Here is a 14,861-nt window from a genome sequence, read left to right on the forward strand (position 1 = left end):
GGGCCGACCGAAATACACGGCGTGACCTGCGAGTTCCGGTCCGTTGATCGGCTACACCACTCGGCGGGACGCCATCCATGTCCCGGAGCCCGGATACGCTGGGCCGCGCCACGAAACTGCGGAGCTGCCGCCACTCTGCTGCTTTCAACGCCGCATCTCCGTGCGCGACATCGCCCGGTCTCAGCTTTCACCCCTACCGGTGATCTCCTGGGAGACGGAGTGTCGTGTGCGCCGTGCTCTGGAATCGCCGGGCTCTCTCGCTCCCGGGGCATCGAGCGGGCAAGGAACTCTGCGGAAGCCGACTGTGCGCGGGTCCACTGCCTCGGAAGGGTCCTCTGTGTTGGAAGTCAGTCGCAGCTCGGCGCAGTTGCGGTCACGGATGCCAAGAATCGTCTTTGAGCGGGCAGGCGGGCGGCCTGCGACAGCACGTCGTCTCCGGCGGTGCCGCGCTGGGCCTGGGTCACAGTCACCCTCACGAGGCGGGATCCGGCAGGTAGGCACAGTCCTGGAAGTGTGTGAATCCGGCGCGCTCCCACCGGGCGCGATCTTGCGGCGGGCTTGTTGACGGCAGGGCTCGGATGTCAGTTCCCGGTTGTCGGGCCATTCAGCCAGGCCGGGTTCGGTTGGAGGGGACGACGAAGCGCAGAGATCGACGGAGGCGAGGGGGCTGCCGCCCCGCATCCGGGACGGCTCATGCCGCACTGAGCGGTGATGAGCGCGACGTTCGCCGCGGCCACGGTCGGCGAGCGGCGAGCGGCGAGCGGCGAGCGGCGAGCGGCGAGCGGCGGTGCAGGATCGGCATGTGCCACTGCTGTTCCTGATTCAGGTCAAGTCACTGCCGCAGTCGTCAGGGGGTCAGAAAGGCCGGAAGCGATGCGACCGCCCTCACGCCGTCAGGTCCGACGGCCTTCGGCGGTCTCTTCGGCTGTCCGCCGCATTAACGGAACTGGATGCGGTCTCCGTTACCGTCGGGAGCCGGGCGTGATGTAGAGGGCGTGCAGGGGTTGGCGGACCGTGGCGGGCAGGACCTCGAACCATGCCTGGCCGTCGTCCAGGTAGCGGTTCGCGCTCCTCCAGTAGCGCCAGCCCAGGTCGATGAAGCATTCGATGACTTCGTCCGTCTTGCTGTAGTCGAGGTACTGGCCGTGCAACTCGACGTGGTCCAGGGCCTGGCCGAGGTTTTCCAGATGGGCGAGGGCGGCCGCAGCCCCTCGGCGCAGCGGGCTGTGAGGGGTCCAGCGTTCGTCCACGTGGGTCAGGGCTTCGGCCGAGTGGGGCTGGGCCTCAAGCAGGGGGAACGCCGACACGGTCGCGCCGCCGCTGGTGCACAGACGGTGCAGATCGATACGGACGGGGCGCGGGATCTGGTCGGCGATCGCCTCGTAGGCAGGCAGGACGTGGTCCCTGGGCGCGCGGCCGGCGGCCGGGTCGGGGGAGATCGCGGTCAGCCTCTGCCGGGCGAGGTCGATCGGTTCGCCCCGCCGCCAAAGCAGGAACAGTTCGATGCCTTCCTCTTCAAGGGCGCTGCGGTCCTGGAACTGGAAGCTGACACCGCGCCGTCGGCCGCGTAGTGCCTGCCGCATCACCGCATATCCGTCACGGCCGCCGAACATGGCGTCGAGGGATTCCCGTTTCCAGCGCTCGTCGGCGGTGTGCTGCACCACGATGTCCACGTCGCCCACCTCCAGGGCTCCGCGGATGTAGGACCCGAACAGGAAGATCTCCTCTACGAGGTTCAGGGGCCATGCGCTCTGCTCCAGCCGGTCGAGCATCTCGCACAGCACAGCAGTCGCCCGTTCACGCTTCATGTACACCGTTCCCGCTCGTCCCGGACCGGCAAGCTGCCGGAGGGCGAAAACCCTAACTCCCCGCATTCCGGCCCTGCCTACGTCCCCAGGCCGCGTGACAATCCGCGCTGGCGGGCATCGGCCACCGGCGCCTGGCGCGGATGTCTCACCCTCACGGCGACGGCACAGGCTCGGCGTTCACGGTGAGGCAGGCCGTCGCTGGCCGTCCGGGCTGGTGCGGATGACGCACTTCGACTGCCGTGGACCAGCTCTGACCTGCTACGTCCACGCCGCTTTTGCCGCAGGTGACAGGGGTGACGCACTTTCCGCGGATCTCTCTGTCTCAGGAGACGACGGCTTTCTTGAGCTGTCCAGCAGATGCGGGACTTCTGGCATCAGACATGACTGGCGGCGTGGCAGGGGGATCTGGGGGCGGCCTCTGTACGGGAATTCACGGGGCGTTGGCGGGATCTGCTGTGTGGGTCCAGTGCATGGGGACGAGTTTTTCGCTGTGTCGCCACCGGTGTACGACGGCTTCCTGGAACCACGGCGCCGGGAAGTCCACGTGGTCGCAGACGATGACCTGCAATTCGGGGGCGAGGTCCTCGGCCACGTCGTGGATCAGTTTGAACAGTCGCTCTGCGTCGCGGCTGTCCTCGTTGGCGTGGTGGTCGTCGTTCGAGGTGGGGGGAAACCAGACCTGTGAGGGCTGGTCCAGGAAGAGGATGCGCGGAACGGGTCTGTGCTGGCGTACGAAGTAGCGGTGCAGGGCCAGGTGGGCCAGGACGTGGTAGCCCACCCAGTTCCTGCCGCTGCCCAGCCTCGAGAGCGGGATTCTGCCCGCGTGGGTGTCGAACTCGATGCTCAGCCGGGTCGGGTTGAGGTGCACGCCGCGGTTGCCGTGCTCGAGCTGCAGTTGGTGAGCCCACAGGGTGATGTCCCGGTCGACGGGGGCGAGCCGGGCGAGGAGCTGCTCATGTGCTGTGTGGGGGTCGAGTTCGGCTTCGAGTGCCTCTACGGCGGCTCGCGCCGTGTCCCGTGCCTGGCTGAGGCGTGCCAGGTCGGCGCCCATGGTGTGCTGCAGGGCGGTGAGGATGCCGTGGATGCGGCCGCGAGCGAAGTCGATACGGTCCGTGTGCGGGAGATGGCCGTTGGTGTGGTCCGCCTGTGCGAGGGCCTGCAGGGCGTGTTCGGCCGCGTGGAGGTGGCTGCGCAGCCGGGTGGTCTGTTGGTGGAGGGCTTCGAGAGCGGCGCGTCGTGCCGGGCGTATGGCGTCGATGCCGTTCACCTGTTGTTGGAGGCGGTCGAGGCTGTTCTTGAGCGTGGCGATCGTCGGGTCCGGTTCGGGTAGGACGCAACCGCACAGGACGCATGTTCTCGCGTCGTCGTCGTGGGGTGGGGGGATGAGGTCGAGGCTTGCCAGCCTGCCTCGCGGAATGCGTGCGGAGGCGGCGTAGTCGTCTGCTGCGGCGGTTTCGGCCAGGAGCAGGCGGCGGTCTGCCGCGAGGGCCCTGAGCTGCTCGCGCAGGTCGGCGCAGGTGCGTTCGAGGTCGAGCCTGCGCTGGTCCTCCTCGTGCTCGTGTGGCGGCTGGGTGGCGGGTGCCAGGACGGCGTCCTGGAGTGCCTGCATGGCCTGGAGGTGGTCGTCGGGCGGGGCCGGCGCGGGCGCCAGGTTCAGGGTGTGGGCTTCGTGCCAGAGGGCGGCGAGGGTGGTGTGGCTGGTGTCGTGTGGGTCCTGGGCCCGGCTGAGAAGCTGTTGTTCTATCGATCTTGGTGGGCGTGAGTTCGAGGTCGTCGACTCGGTCGGGTGATCTCGTGGCTGGCCGGGCATGAAAGCGGGGCCTCCCGCACAGCTCGTGGGTGTCGAATCCAACCGAGCAACAGGAGGCCCCTGGTGCTGCAGTCTTCCGTGCCGGCGTCGATGTCGTCCAACTCGGCGTCCCTGTCGTGTGATTGTCTCGCTCACCGGTTTGGGAACGCCGGGGACCGGCCGTACAGGCGACCGAAGTATCCGTCGGACATGAGCGACGCGGAGTGGGCCGTCGTACGTGACGCCATGCCGGTTCCCGGCTGGCTCGAGGGCCGTGGCGGGCAACCGGAGAACTATTGCCACCGGCAGATGGTCGACGCGGTGCGCTATCTGGTCGCGGGCGGCATCACCTGGCGGGCGATGCCGGCGGACTTCCCCGCGTGGGACCGCGTCTACGCCTTCTTCCGGCGCTGGCGGGACAAGGGCCTGACCGCTGAGTTCCACGACCGGCTGCGTGACCGGGTCCGCCAGGCCGCGGGCCGGGATCCGGAACCGACCGCAGCCGTCATCGATGCGCAGTCGGTGAAGGCAGCCGCATCGGTGCCGGCCGTGACCAGGGGATTCGACGGCGGGAAGAAGGTCAACGGCCGCAAGCGGCACATCGTGGTGGACACCCTCGGACTGCTGCTGGCCGTGATGGTGACCGCAGCCTCGGTCACCGACCGGGACGCGGGACGGACACTCCTGACCCGGCTGCGTGAACGGCACTGGCGCGTCACGCGGGTGTGGGCCGACGGAGGCTACACCGGGCGCCTGGTCGACTTCGCCCGCGACGCCTGGCGGATCGCGCTGACCGTGGTCAGACGCAGCGACGACACCAGCGGTTTCACCGTGCTGCCGAAGAGATGGCTGGTGGAACGCACGTTCGCGTGGCTGATGCACTCACGCCGGCTGGCCCGCGACTACGAGACGCGCACCGACACCTCGGAGGCGGTGATCAAGTGGTCGATGAGCACAGTCATGAGCCGTCGCCTCGCCCGGCGGGCACGCTGAACAGCCCCGGACGTTCCTCAGCCAGCCAGCCCCGCGCGGCAAGCCACTTGGCTTTCGACCGCACCCCTTCCACTTTCGCCGGGACCGGCTCCAGTCCGAGGGCGGCCGCGAGCCGGCGACAGTCCATCGCCTCCCCGCGCGTCCCGTTCCCGCCGGCCAGGATGTCCATGATCCGCTGGTAGTCCGGCGCGAGAACCGCCGGGGCGAGCCCTTCCTCCCAATGCGGCACCACTGAGCCGGGCACCGCCCGCCTGACCTGCACCGGCCGTTCGCCAGTCACCACGACCGGCGCCACGTCCTCGCCTCCGCGCGACTCCGCCAGAACCTCACCCACCATCTCACGGGCGATCACGAACCGCTCCCACACCGCCTCCGCTTCCCGCAGCTCGGCCTGGAGAGCCTCCACCCGCTGCCGAGCGGCGCGTTCACGCTCCTCCAGCAACCCCATCACCGACGGCATCCCGGCACCTCCAGGGAAGAGACGACACGACACCCCGTCCCTCCCGCCGAAACGCCACCCCTACACCTGACCAGCGGAAACACACCCATCACTCTCGGAAAGACAACGGCTTCTGAGGTCCTTCTCCGCTTGTTTGAGCCGGCTGCGTGCGGCGTTGAGCTGGGCGTGTTTGCGGGCCTGGTCGTGGGGGGCCACGCCGAGGAAGTAGGGCAGTGTCTGTCTCAGGGCGGCCGCGACGTAGTGGTCGCTTTGCCGGTGGAAGAGGTGGTTTTTGTCGGCGATCTCGTTCTGGACCTGCAGGCACAGCAGCGTTGCGTGGCCGAGGTGGGCGTCGGTGGCAGAGAGGCCGCGGTCGCGGGGGTTGGTGCTGTGGTTTTCCTCGATGCCGATGAACCGGCCCAGCCGCTGGCGCAGTGTGCGGCGGTCGGTGTTCGCGGCGAGTTCGGTGTGGGGTGGCGGCTCGAGGTCGTGGCCGAATGTCAGCATGACCTGTTCGGCGGTCTTCTTGCCGGGCCGGGGGGCGGGGCGGGCGACGAAGGCGCGGGTGGTGTCCAGCTGGAACAGGGCCGCGTACCAGGAGACGGTGTCGGTCATGGGCCCGACGGGGAAGGTGACCGTCTTGCGGCCCGTGCAGTACTCGAAGATGTCGAGCAGTGTGCTCTTTCCCGTCTCGGACTGGCCGGTGACGACGTTGAGTGCGCCCGGTTTGAAGGGGACGACGCGGCGGTGGCCGTCGGTGTTGTAGAGGATGAGGGCGAGCAGTTGCACGCGATCAGGGTCCCACGCCGAGGCCGGCGAAGACGGCGGCTGTCTCGTTCTCGGCTGTCCAGGCGCCGATCAGGCGGGCGCTGCGCAGGATGTCGTGCATCTCGGTGTCCTGGGGCGGAGTGGTGTGGGGCCGGGTGATTGGTTTGAGGCAGTCGTGGTGCAGTTCGAGGACCTGGTGGCGCAGTGCGAGGCGCAGTCCTGCGCGCACCGGTGCCACCAGGACCTGGGCGCGGCGGGGGAAGCCTGCGCGCAGCACGGGATGGTGGCTGATCCAGGTGGACAGGTGGGTGCGGGTGCTGGCGGGCAGTGCTTCTCGTGTGCCCTGGTGCAGTGCCATGGGGGCGACGATGAAGGACAGGGCCCATGGCATGCCTGAGGCCTGTCGGCGGGTGTAGGCGTCGGCGGCGGTGGACAGGAGTGCGGCGATCAGTGCCGGGTTGAGCATAGCGGTGACGAGGGCTGCCGGTTCGTTCCAGGCGGTTTCTGCGGCGGGGGCACGGATCTGCCCGGTCGGCGGGGTGGTCATGAGGGCGCCTGCAGTGTGCGCATGCGGTCACGGAAGTCGGGGTGCCATCCCACGCCTGCGGTGTCGGCGAGCTCGTGGCGGCGGCCGCGGACGAAGAACGCCTCGTGGTATCTGCCGTGCAGGCAGGGGGCGTTGCGCTGGGAGAGGTCTTTGAGGAGTCTGGCTCCTGCTCGTTGCCTGGCTGCTTCGTCGGTCGTGGCGGCGAGTTCGATCTGCATCCACTCGAACTCGGTCTCCCACTCTTCGACGAGGTCGCGGCTGAGAGCGGTGAGGTCGTCCGCTGCGACGAGGTCTTCGGCGATCCAGCGGATGGCCTGGGTCTGTGCGCGGTGGTAGTCGATGACCGAGAGCCGCAGACTCACCGGCGGGTAGGCCACCCATGTCATCTGGTGGACGAAGGGGCTGTCGGCGTAGACGGCGGCGAGGGCGTCGTCGTCCGTTTCCGCGCGGGCGGCGACGGTGGCAGCCGGCCGCGGGTGAACTGGTCGCGCAGGTCGGCGATGGCTGCACGGGCCATTCCGACGTCCACGGCGCGTCGGCGTCTCTGCAGCAGTTCCAGGGCCCGTTCGTCCCACCACTGCCACACCATGGCCAGGAAGAGGTCCTCGTGCCCGGGCGGTAGGCTCCAGCGGAGCTCCGCACGGACGAGAGCGGGAACATCCTCGATGTGCGGTGAGGAGTCCATGACGGTGATCCGCGAGACGAATGCGGCCCGGTCCGCCGTCCCCAGCGCGAGGAACTGCTCACGGGCCTGCTGGACACGCCCGGACGTCTGGTGCAGAGCAGCACACTCGAGGGCGCCGAGGGCCATCTGTTCATCACGTGCAGGGGGGCGAAGGGCGGCCATCGCGCTGCCGGGGCTGGCCTTCTGGGTGGAGACAAGCATCAGCGTCGGCCCCTCGACGTCGCAGGGAACCGCCGTGTCCATCCAGTTCTTCAGGGTCAGCCACACGTCCGGGGAGGCGTCGGTGAGCTGCCGGTCACTTCTCCGATGGTGTTTGATCTGCAGGAGTTGTGTGGCCGATCCGCCTTGCTCCCACGCGATGTCATCGTGCAGTTCCAGGCAGATTGCCGCGTCGGGGCGGGCATGGTCGGCCCTCAGCAGTTCCAGCAGCGCCCACCAGGTCTGGTGTTGGTAGCCCAGTGCGCTGGCCGCGGCGCTGTGCACCGGCTCCCGCATACCGCCACTCCCCCCTGGCTGCTGGGCACTTGGCGGATCCCCGCACCGTGCGAGGCAGCCGTCGGTCTTGCGTTTCCCAGCATTGTCCGTTGTACCTCATCACGGCCCGCTCCCTTGGCTTCTTTGGCTCTCTGCACTCCTGCTCCAGCAGGTCCCGTCGGCACAGGTGCGCTGTGCCCGCGCGGCAACGTCTACTCGGGTGGTGCGTGCGTGGGGAAGTCTGCCGGTAGTTCGTCAAATCTCCGACGGTGGTGTGGAGTGACGACCAGGTCGGGTTGGTCGTACGCCGGTGGCAGGAGTCAATTGCCTTGCTGGGGGTGAAGGTGGCTGTCCGCCGTCCATGTCCGCCCATGCCGGGGGCCGTTGGAGGAGTACGCGGCCCGGCTCGACGGCTTCCTCTCCAGCCTGGCGCAGCGGCGGGGATTTCGTGAGTACCTGACCGGGCTGCTGGCGCCGAGGGAGCGGAACAAGACGATCCCTGTCTGGCAGGGGCGGAGCCGGTAGCCGGTGTGGAGATGCCGGGGGTGCAGCGGTTGCGGTTCCGCGGCGGTGCCGTCTGGCCGTGCCGACTGCGCGGCCTCCAGCGCCTTACAAGCGCGGTTCTTCGCCGACCGGCGTCCGTATAGACGGCACAACGACGTCAGCACCTCCACGACATCGCGCACCAGGCCGTCTTCCACCTCACCGTCGTCCAGGACGACGAGACGACGGGCCGTGCGCGGGCAGAGCAGCCTCGACGAGTTCGACGTTCATCCGGCCGAGTCGGTCTTTGTGTACGACCACGACCGTGGTCACGGCAGGATCAGCCAGCAGCCGCTTCGCCTTGGCCCCGGGCACCCCTGCATGCAGAGCGGGGGCACCGTCGTGGACGTCATCAGCCTGGAGTCGGCGCCACCGATTGGCCAGATCGGGATCCAGACCAGGCGCAGCGCGCGCAGCAGTTTGCTCTTCCCGACACGGGATCGCCGGAGGCTTGAGTCGCCATCAGGGGCTCCGCCGTTGTCAGTGGCGGGGTATATCGTCGGTAGTTTGATGTGATCTCAGCTCTTGAACTACAGCGCAACCACTACATGTTGTGTCCGTACGTGCGAGTAACACAACTTATGGGGTGCTTGCTTGCAGAGCGTCGTGTGGGGTGCTGTACTTGTGGGCGTTCGAACCAAAGCAGGCCCCAGCCGGGGGCTTCGACGTGAGGTCGAACCGCCCGGCGATGGGGCCTGGTGCGTTGGTCGCGCCCTGGGACCCTATAACGAGCCATGGAGTTCTCCAACCCCGTGGTGCCCACGCGCGGTTTGCCTCAGGAATGAGGTAGTGATCACCATGGCTGCGCTGTTGATCGGGTATGACCTGAACAGGCCCGGGCAGAACTACACGGCCTTGATCAAGGAGATCAAGGCTCTCGGATCGTGGTGTCACCCGTTGGAGTCCACTTGGGTGGTGAAGACCCCCAAGACCGCTTCCCAGGTTCGCGACCTGCTGAAGGGATACGTCGACGGGAACGACGAGTTGCTCGTGATGACGGTGACAGGCACCTCGTGGGCAAGCTACAACCTGAGCAGCGAGGTTGCCGCGTGGCTGAAGGCTAACTTGTAGCCTTCACACCGGCCGCGGCTCGGTGTGCCCCACGTCTCATCAGGCGCATCGAGCCGGCAGCGGTCGAGCGGACTGGCCACGTACACATCAGTCTGCCTTGTGGATCCCGTTTCGAAGCCCTGAGGCCATAGGCCGGCCAAGCTCTGCGCGATGAGGCCAGCGGCTCGTGTTGCCGATTCCGGACGAGCCAGAAGTCGGGGGTTGGACGCTGTTCGATCTCTGCGGCGAGGGCTGCACCGTATTGGCTGTGCTTGGCCGTGGCCCGTGCCAGGCGTCCACCGCGCGCACCGATGTGCTGAGCAGCAGGCGCTGTTCCGACTGCGCGACGCTACGGCGTATCCCTCTATCCAGGCCACCTCGGGCCAGGTCCCGTATCCGTGAAGAGAGCACCGCTATGAACGTGAGCACGCGGCCCGTGTGGGCTGAGGAGAGATTCGGGCGCAACAAAGTACGTCAGCTGTTGGTCCCCGGCGGCACACTGCAGGTCACGGACGAAGCCGGGGCTCTAGGCGTCTCGAACGTCTACGGCAGCTGGCCCGCGGTACGCACGGCGGCGGAGGCAGTCGACGTCGACGCGCTGACGGCCGTGCTGCCCGGCCGGTCCGATGGTGAGGTGCGCTGGCAGGGCGGCCACGACTGTGCGCCGCAGACGGTTGCGGAGTCCTATCGGGAGGCCATCGGGTATCGCCCCTACGACGAGCCACGCAGCCTGCGCCGCCCACAGATCGGCGCCCTGCACGCGGTGATGGGCCACTGGGCCTCGGGCCTTGGCGACCCCGGCATCGTGGTCATGCCCACCGGTACCGGCAAGACCGAGACGATGCTGGCTGTGCTGGTGGCCGCGCAGATGGAACGGCTGCTGGTGCTGGTGCCCAGCGCGGCTTTGCGGGACCAGATCGCAGGGAAGTTCGAGACGCTCGGCATCCTGCAGAAGGAGCAGATTGTCACCTCCGCGGCATTGCGGCCGCGGGTGGGTCGGCTTGAACAAGGGTTCAAGGACCCGGAAGAAGCGGCTCGGTTCGTCGAGTCCTGCAATGTCGTCGTCGCTACCCCGCAGATCCTTAACAGGAGTGTGGGGAATGTGCGGGCGGCTCTGCTGTCCTCCTTCTCGCATCTGATCGTCGACGAGGCGCATCACGCCCCGGCGCGTACCTGGGCGAGCGTCATCGACGACTTCTCCGACCGGCCTGTCCTGCTGTTCACCGCGACACCGTTTCGGGAGGACCGCCGCAGCCTTCCGGGGCGCACGATCTTCCGCTTCCCGCTGAGGGAGGCACAGCGCGACGGCTACTTCCGGCACATCAACTACCGGGCAGTGATCGGACTGCACGACCCGGACGAGGAACTCGCCCAGCTCGCGGTCGACCAGCTGCGCTCCGACCGTGCGGCCGGCTATGACCATGTCCTCATGGCACGGGCCGACAGCATCTCCCATGCCGAGGAGATCACCATGATCTACCGGCGTCTGGCACCCGAGTTCGACCCCACTGTGGTGCACCAGGACATCGGGGTCAACCGCCGTCGGGCAGCGGTGACGGCGCTGAGGGACCGGACCTGCCGCGTCATCGTCTGCGTCGACATGCTCGGAGAGGGCTTCGACGAACCTGCGTTGAAGATCGCGGCCGTGCACGCGCCGCGCAGGAGTCTCAGCCCGATGATCCAGTTCATCGGCCGGTTCACCCGTGCAGCGGACGGACTCGGAGACGCCACGGTCCTGGTGTCGCACGAAGCCACCGCCTCCGCTTCCCCGCTGCGTCACTTGCTGCGGGAGGATGCCGACTGGAACCTTCTGCTCCGTGACATCACCGACCGGGTGACCTCCGAGGCCGAAGCGACCAGCGAGTTCGACAAGTCCTTCCACGGCGCGCCGGGCGAAGTGGCCGTCACTGTACTGGAGCCCAAGATGAGCGCCGTGGCCTACCTGGCCCCGACCAGCAGTTGGAGACCTGAGGAAGCTCTGACGCTGTTCCAGGGCAACAGCCAGGTTCTGGGGGAGGCCGTCTCCCTCGGCAACGATCAGCGGATCGCCTGGTTCGTCGTCGAGCGCCGCGACACGGTGCGCTGGGGCGCGCCGCAGGCACTGGAACAGGTGGTGTACGAGCTGTTCATCCTGTATTTCGACAAGGAACGGCGGCTGCTCTACCTGCACGGATCGGAGAAGTCCGGAAGCTACAAGGAGCTCGCCGAGGCCGTGCTGGGTGAAGGGTGCGAGTTGATCAACGGAGCTCGCCCCTACCGGGTACTGGCGCAGGTCGACCGTCTGATCCCGACTAACGTCGGTCTCAAGGACGCCCACAACCACTTCACCCGGTTCTCCCTCCATGTCGGCAGCGACGTGTCGCAGGGTTTCGACAGCACACAGGAGCACAAGACCAAGACGCATGTCGCCGCGTCCGGTTTCGACAACGGGGAGAGCGTCTCCATCAACGCCGCCTCCTCCGGCCGATTCTGGTCCACGTCCACGGCTTCCAGTTTGAAGGCGTGGATCGACTGGTGCGACAGGCAAGGGACGAAGCTGCTGGACACGAGTATCGACCTGGATCGGGTCTTCGAAGGGTTCATCATTCCCAAAGACCTCACTGAGCGGCCGGAACTGGCGCTGCTGGCGGTGCAGTGGCCCTGGAGCGTCTACACAGGAACGCGCGACCGTCTCACCGTCAGATACGCCGAGCGGTCGGCCGTGCTCACCGACGTCGGTTTCGAGGTGGACGACTACTCCTGCACCGGTCCGTTCTTGTTCTCGCTAGTCTCCGAGGGATGGCGCATCCCCTACCAGGCCGATTTCGGTGCCAAGGGGGTGACCTATCGTCCTCGCGGCCATGACGCCGACGTCATCACCGGCGGCGGCAGGAACGCTCGTTCACAGTCCCTGGAGCAGTGGCTGAACGACAACAAGCCCGACCTGTTCCTCGAGGGCGACCGGCTCATCGACGCCGACAGCAAACTCATCGACCCGCGCTACGACCGCCGCCCCTTCGACACCGCACTGCTCACACCACTGGACTGGCACGGCGTGGACTTCACCAAGGAGTCCCAGAAGCCCCAGCGGCGGCCCGACTCCATCCAGTACTACATGTCCGCGCACCTGCAGGCGGCCGGCACCTTCGACGTCCTCATCGACGACGACCGCTCTGGTGAGGCAGCCGACCTGGTCGGGCTCCGGATCGACGGGGAGTACCTCGACGTGACGCTGGTGCACTGCAAGTACTCCACACAGAAGGCCGGAACACGGGTCAAGGATCTTTATGAGGTCTGCGGCCAGGCCATGGGCAGCGCGAAGTGGCGCCGCAGCGTCGAAAGCCTCCTGGAACACCTGCGGGCCCGCGCCGTGCAGTACACCCGCAACAACCCCGGGATCTCGCCGTACGACGTCGGCGAGCACAAGGACCTGATCGCCATCATGGACCGGGCCCGGTTGCTGCGGCCTCGTTTCCACACCGTCATTGCCCAGCCCGGCCTGCAGGCCAGCGCCGCGACCGACCGGCAGCTCTACATCCTCGCCGGCGCCGAGACCTACGCACGGCAGGTCACGGCCGGCGACTTCACCGTCTACTGCAGCCGATAGCCCGACACCGTCAAGACCGCCGTTGTGCCCGAAAAAGGGCGCAGGCGCGACCGTCACGCCATGAAGGCCGCAGTCGGGCCCCGCCGTCATGCCCTGGTCCCCTCGGGCCTTACTGTCACCGGCCCGGCGCGCTCATGTTCGAGGCGGTTCGGAACACGTCGGCCGGGGCGTTCCGAACCGCCGAGTGTCAGTCCTGGGGGACGGTGAGGGCGCGCTGGTCAAAGTCGAGGTGGACGGTGCCGCCGTCGTGGTCGCGCAGCTGGCGCCATGCGGTGTAGCGAGCCCGAACCCGTCCCGCTCCGGCTTCCAACCTGCCCGCGGACACCCCGCTGGCCACCCTCGTGCGCACCGCGAAACTGCGCTGGCGCATCGAGCACGACTACCGCGAGAGGAGACAGGCCCTGGGCCTGGCCCACTTCGAAGGCCGCACTTTCAGTCGCCACCCATGATCCACAAGCCAAGGAGGCCTGGCTGGCGTTCTCACCTGCCGGCGATGTCTGGGTCCGCGTTGCTGCCGGCAGCGGCCGAGGCAAGCGGTCTCACCTCGCTGCAGGACCTTGTGGCGCGGCTGTGCCTGCTGCAAGTCGATCCGAGCCGGCAGCAGATCAACTCCCTTCCCCCGACTTTCACTTGAGGACTCCCGCGTTCCACCCCCACGCTTCTATTGATATATATAGAGTTAGGGATGTGAGGACCCCCTTTCGCATCACGTCGGCCACGCTCGACGTTCTCGAAGCGTTCCTGGTGTCCCGCGAAGAGCTCCACGGCTTCGCGGTCGCCAAGGCCGCCGGCAAACCGACCGGCTCCATCTATCCGATCCTGGGCCGCCTCGAACAGGCGGGCTGGCTCGACAGCCACTGGGAGGCGGAAAACCCGACCGAGGGCCGCCCCCGCCGCCGCTTCTACTTCCTGACCCCGACCGGCGCCCAGGAGGCACGCACCATCGTCATCGAACGACGCGGCCAGCTGCCGACCCCGCCAGCCGCGCAACCACCCGGCCCCAGGCTCGCGTTAGGCTTCCTGACCCGATGGGCGGGCGTCTGGTGAACGACGCTTTAACGAACCTGCTCATCCCCACCGCCCTCAGCATGGTCATCGGCGAGTGCACCGAGGTCTCGCCCTGGCTCGCGCGCCGCGTCCTGCGGCTCGCCGCACTCCGGCTGGGCAATCCCGAGGCCGCCGAGCGCTACGAGGCCGAATGGATCGCTCTGCTGGACGAACGGCCCGGCAAGCTGCTGAAGCTGTTCTTCGCCACCTGGATTGCCCTGCGCTCCACCTGGACGCTGCGGGCCATCCACCGGCCCCCCGCCGGATCGTCGGACGCTGCGAGCGCCACGGCCAGGTCGTCCGATGCCCGGGGAGAGGAACGGCCCAGGCGAGGCCAGTGGGTTCGCACCTACCTCCGTGAGTCCCGGATCCGGCGTTCGGGCGGCTACTACCGCGGCAATCGCTACTATCCCGACCGGCGACGCTGGGGATCCACCGCCGCACGACGTCGACGGCGCCGGAACTGCGCCCTGGGACTCTTCGGGCTCTTGGCCTGGACGCTCGGCGGCGCCGCGACCGGGATCACGGGTACCGTCGTCATCGGTATCGCGATACCCCTGATCATCTCATTGGCCTACCCCTTCTCCACGAGGACCCTGACAAGGCTGGATTCGCGCATGGCGGCCGCCTCGCTCCAGCGCGAGGACTGGTCCCTGGGCGTCATCAGGGTTCCCTCCGGAGACATCAGGATGATCAGGCGGACGCTCGCCCAGGGCGGGCAGTCGCACCTCGCGGACACCAAGCAGGGCGGTGACCACTTCGTGCGGGTCATCGACATCACCTTCGGCGGCCTCGCCTTCGTGGTCAGGCCCCGGCGCCGACGGCTCCGGCCAAGGCGCTGATCCACCAAACACGAGGGCCCCGGAGACGGGGCCCCTGTGACTGGGCAAGGTAACTGTCACCGTCGCCCGACAAGGTGAAAGGCGTTGCTCTGCTGGAGCGTTCTCTCGCCGGCTACCGGACGACGCTCGGCCCCCGCCATCCGGACACCATCTCGGTGGACAAGCAACTGCGCAGCTGGCGAGCGCAGCGCAAGTGGCGCTGGTGGAGACGCACACGCGGCCCGGCCGGGGCAGGCGGCGACGTGAGCGGTGACGCGGCATGACTGGCATCGCGGTGAGAAGGCGCGAGG

Annotated in this window: 12 protein-coding genes and 3 pseudogenes; 7 read left to right on the plus strand and 8 right to left on the minus strand. The window is 67.8% G+C overall.

The window, feature by feature from the left end:
- Positions 1-962: 962 nt before the first annotated feature.
- Together ACTT8P_RS29340 and ACTT8P_RS29345 are read right to left on the minus strand one after the other, a co-directional pair.
- Entirely contained in the window at positions 963-1,808 is an 846-nt protein-coding gene (locus tag ACTT8P_RS29340; protein WP_442834794.1) for a nucleotidyltransferase domain-containing protein, read from the minus strand.
- 430 nt (positions 1,809-2,238) lie between these two features.
- The gene (locus ACTT8P_RS29345; protein WP_442834795.1) at positions 2,239-3,618 is read right to left on the minus strand and encodes a DUF3732 domain-containing protein; all 1,380 of its coding nucleotides are present in this window, start codon (positions 3,616-3,618) and stop codon (positions 2,239-2,241) included.
- Between the two features lie 189 nt (positions 3,619-3,807).
- Here ACTT8P_RS29345 and ACTT8P_RS29350 point away from each other — a divergent pair, with 189 nt between their 5' ends.
- Positions 3,808-4,590, plus strand: a complete 783-nt coding sequence (locus ACTT8P_RS29350; RefSeq protein WP_442834796.1) for an IS5 family transposase — start codon at positions 3,808-3,810, stop codon at positions 4,588-4,590.
- Here the strand turns inward: ACTT8P_RS29350 and ACTT8P_RS29355 are convergent.
- From ACTT8P_RS29355 to ACTT8P_RS29375, 5 genes are read right to left on the minus strand one after another with little or no spacing between them, the layout of a single operon-like run.
- Positions 4,556-5,050, minus strand: a complete 495-nt coding sequence (locus ACTT8P_RS29355; RefSeq protein ID WP_442834797.1) for a hypothetical protein — start codon at positions 5,048-5,050, stop codon at positions 4,556-4,558. The two genes, ACTT8P_RS29350 and ACTT8P_RS29355, sit on opposite strands and share 35 nt — an antisense overlap.
- A gap of 60 nt (positions 5,051-5,110) precedes the next feature.
- Positions 5,111-5,818 (minus strand): hypothetical protein, encoded by a 708-nt coding sequence (locus tag ACTT8P_RS29360; RefSeq protein WP_442834798.1) that lies wholly within the window; start codon positions 5,816-5,818, stop codon positions 5,111-5,113.
- Positions 5,819-5,822: 4 nt separating this feature from the next.
- Positions 5,823-6,344, minus strand: coding sequence for a three component ABC system middle component (locus ACTT8P_RS29365; RefSeq protein WP_442834799.1), 522 nt, complete (start codon positions 6,342-6,344; stop codon positions 5,823-5,825).
- Positions 6,341-6,721 (minus strand): ABC-three component system protein, encoded by a 381-nt coding sequence (locus ACTT8P_RS29370; RefSeq protein WP_442834800.1) that lies wholly within the window; start codon positions 6,719-6,721, stop codon positions 6,341-6,343. Before ACTT8P_RS29370 ends, ACTT8P_RS29365 begins: the two co-directional genes overlap by 4 nt.
- A 5-nt stretch (positions 6,722-6,726) precedes the next feature.
- Entirely contained in the window at positions 6,727-7,524 is a 798-nt protein-coding gene (locus ACTT8P_RS29375) for a dsDNA nuclease domain-containing protein (RefSeq protein ID WP_442834801.1), read from the minus strand.
- Positions 7,525-7,847: 323 nt separating this feature from the next.
- On the opposite strand from ACTT8P_RS29375, the pseudogene ACTT8P_RS29380 reads away from it, so the two are divergent.
- A pseudogene (locus ACTT8P_RS29380) lies at positions 7,848-8,066 on the plus strand (IS701 family transposase); the annotation flags it as partial.
- 18 nt (positions 8,067-8,084) lie between these two features.
- Here ACTT8P_RS29380 and ACTT8P_RS29385 read toward each other — a convergent pair.
- Positions 8,085-8,349: pseudogene (locus ACTT8P_RS29385) on the minus strand (IS607 family transposase); the annotation flags it as partial.
- A 486-nt stretch (positions 8,350-8,835) separates the two neighbouring features.
- On the opposite strand from ACTT8P_RS29385, the gene ACTT8P_RS29390 reads away from it, so the two are divergent.
- The 5 genes and pseudogenes from ACTT8P_RS29390 to ACTT8P_RS29410 all read left to right on the plus strand — a co-directional run bounded on the left by ACTT8P_RS29390 (position 8,836) and on the right by ACTT8P_RS29410 (position 14,571).
- The gene (locus tag ACTT8P_RS29390; RefSeq protein WP_442834802.1) at positions 8,836-9,117 is read left to right on the plus strand and encodes a hypothetical protein; all 282 of its coding nucleotides are present in this window, start codon (positions 8,836-8,838) and stop codon (positions 9,115-9,117) included.
- Positions 9,118-9,511: 394 nt separating this feature from the next.
- Positions 9,512-12,682 (plus strand): DEAD/DEAH box helicase, encoded by a 3,171-nt coding sequence (locus ACTT8P_RS29395; RefSeq protein ID WP_442834803.1) that lies wholly within the window; start codon positions 9,512-9,514, stop codon positions 12,680-12,682.
- 305 nt (positions 12,683-12,987) lie between these two features.
- Positions 12,988-13,119 (plus strand): annotated as a pseudogene (locus ACTT8P_RS29400) (IS701 family transposase); the annotation flags it as partial.
- Between the two features lie 250 nt (positions 13,120-13,369).
- Positions 13,370-13,729 carry a PadR family transcriptional regulator gene (locus ACTT8P_RS29405; RefSeq protein WP_442834804.1) on the plus strand — a complete coding sequence of 120 codons (360 nt, stop codon included), beginning with the start codon at positions 13,370-13,372 and terminating at the stop codon, positions 13,727-13,729.
- A complete protein-coding gene (locus ACTT8P_RS29410) occupies positions 13,711-14,571 on the plus strand; it encodes a hypothetical protein (protein WP_442834805.1) in 861 nt (286 codons plus the stop codon). Before ACTT8P_RS29405 ends, ACTT8P_RS29410 begins: the two co-directional genes overlap by 19 nt.
- Positions 14,572-14,861: the final 290 nt, after the last annotated feature.

It is taken from the genome of Streptomyces sp. JW3 (assembly GCF_052216785.1).
GTDB lineage: Bacteria > Actinomycetota > Actinomycetes > Streptomycetales > Streptomycetaceae > Streptomyces.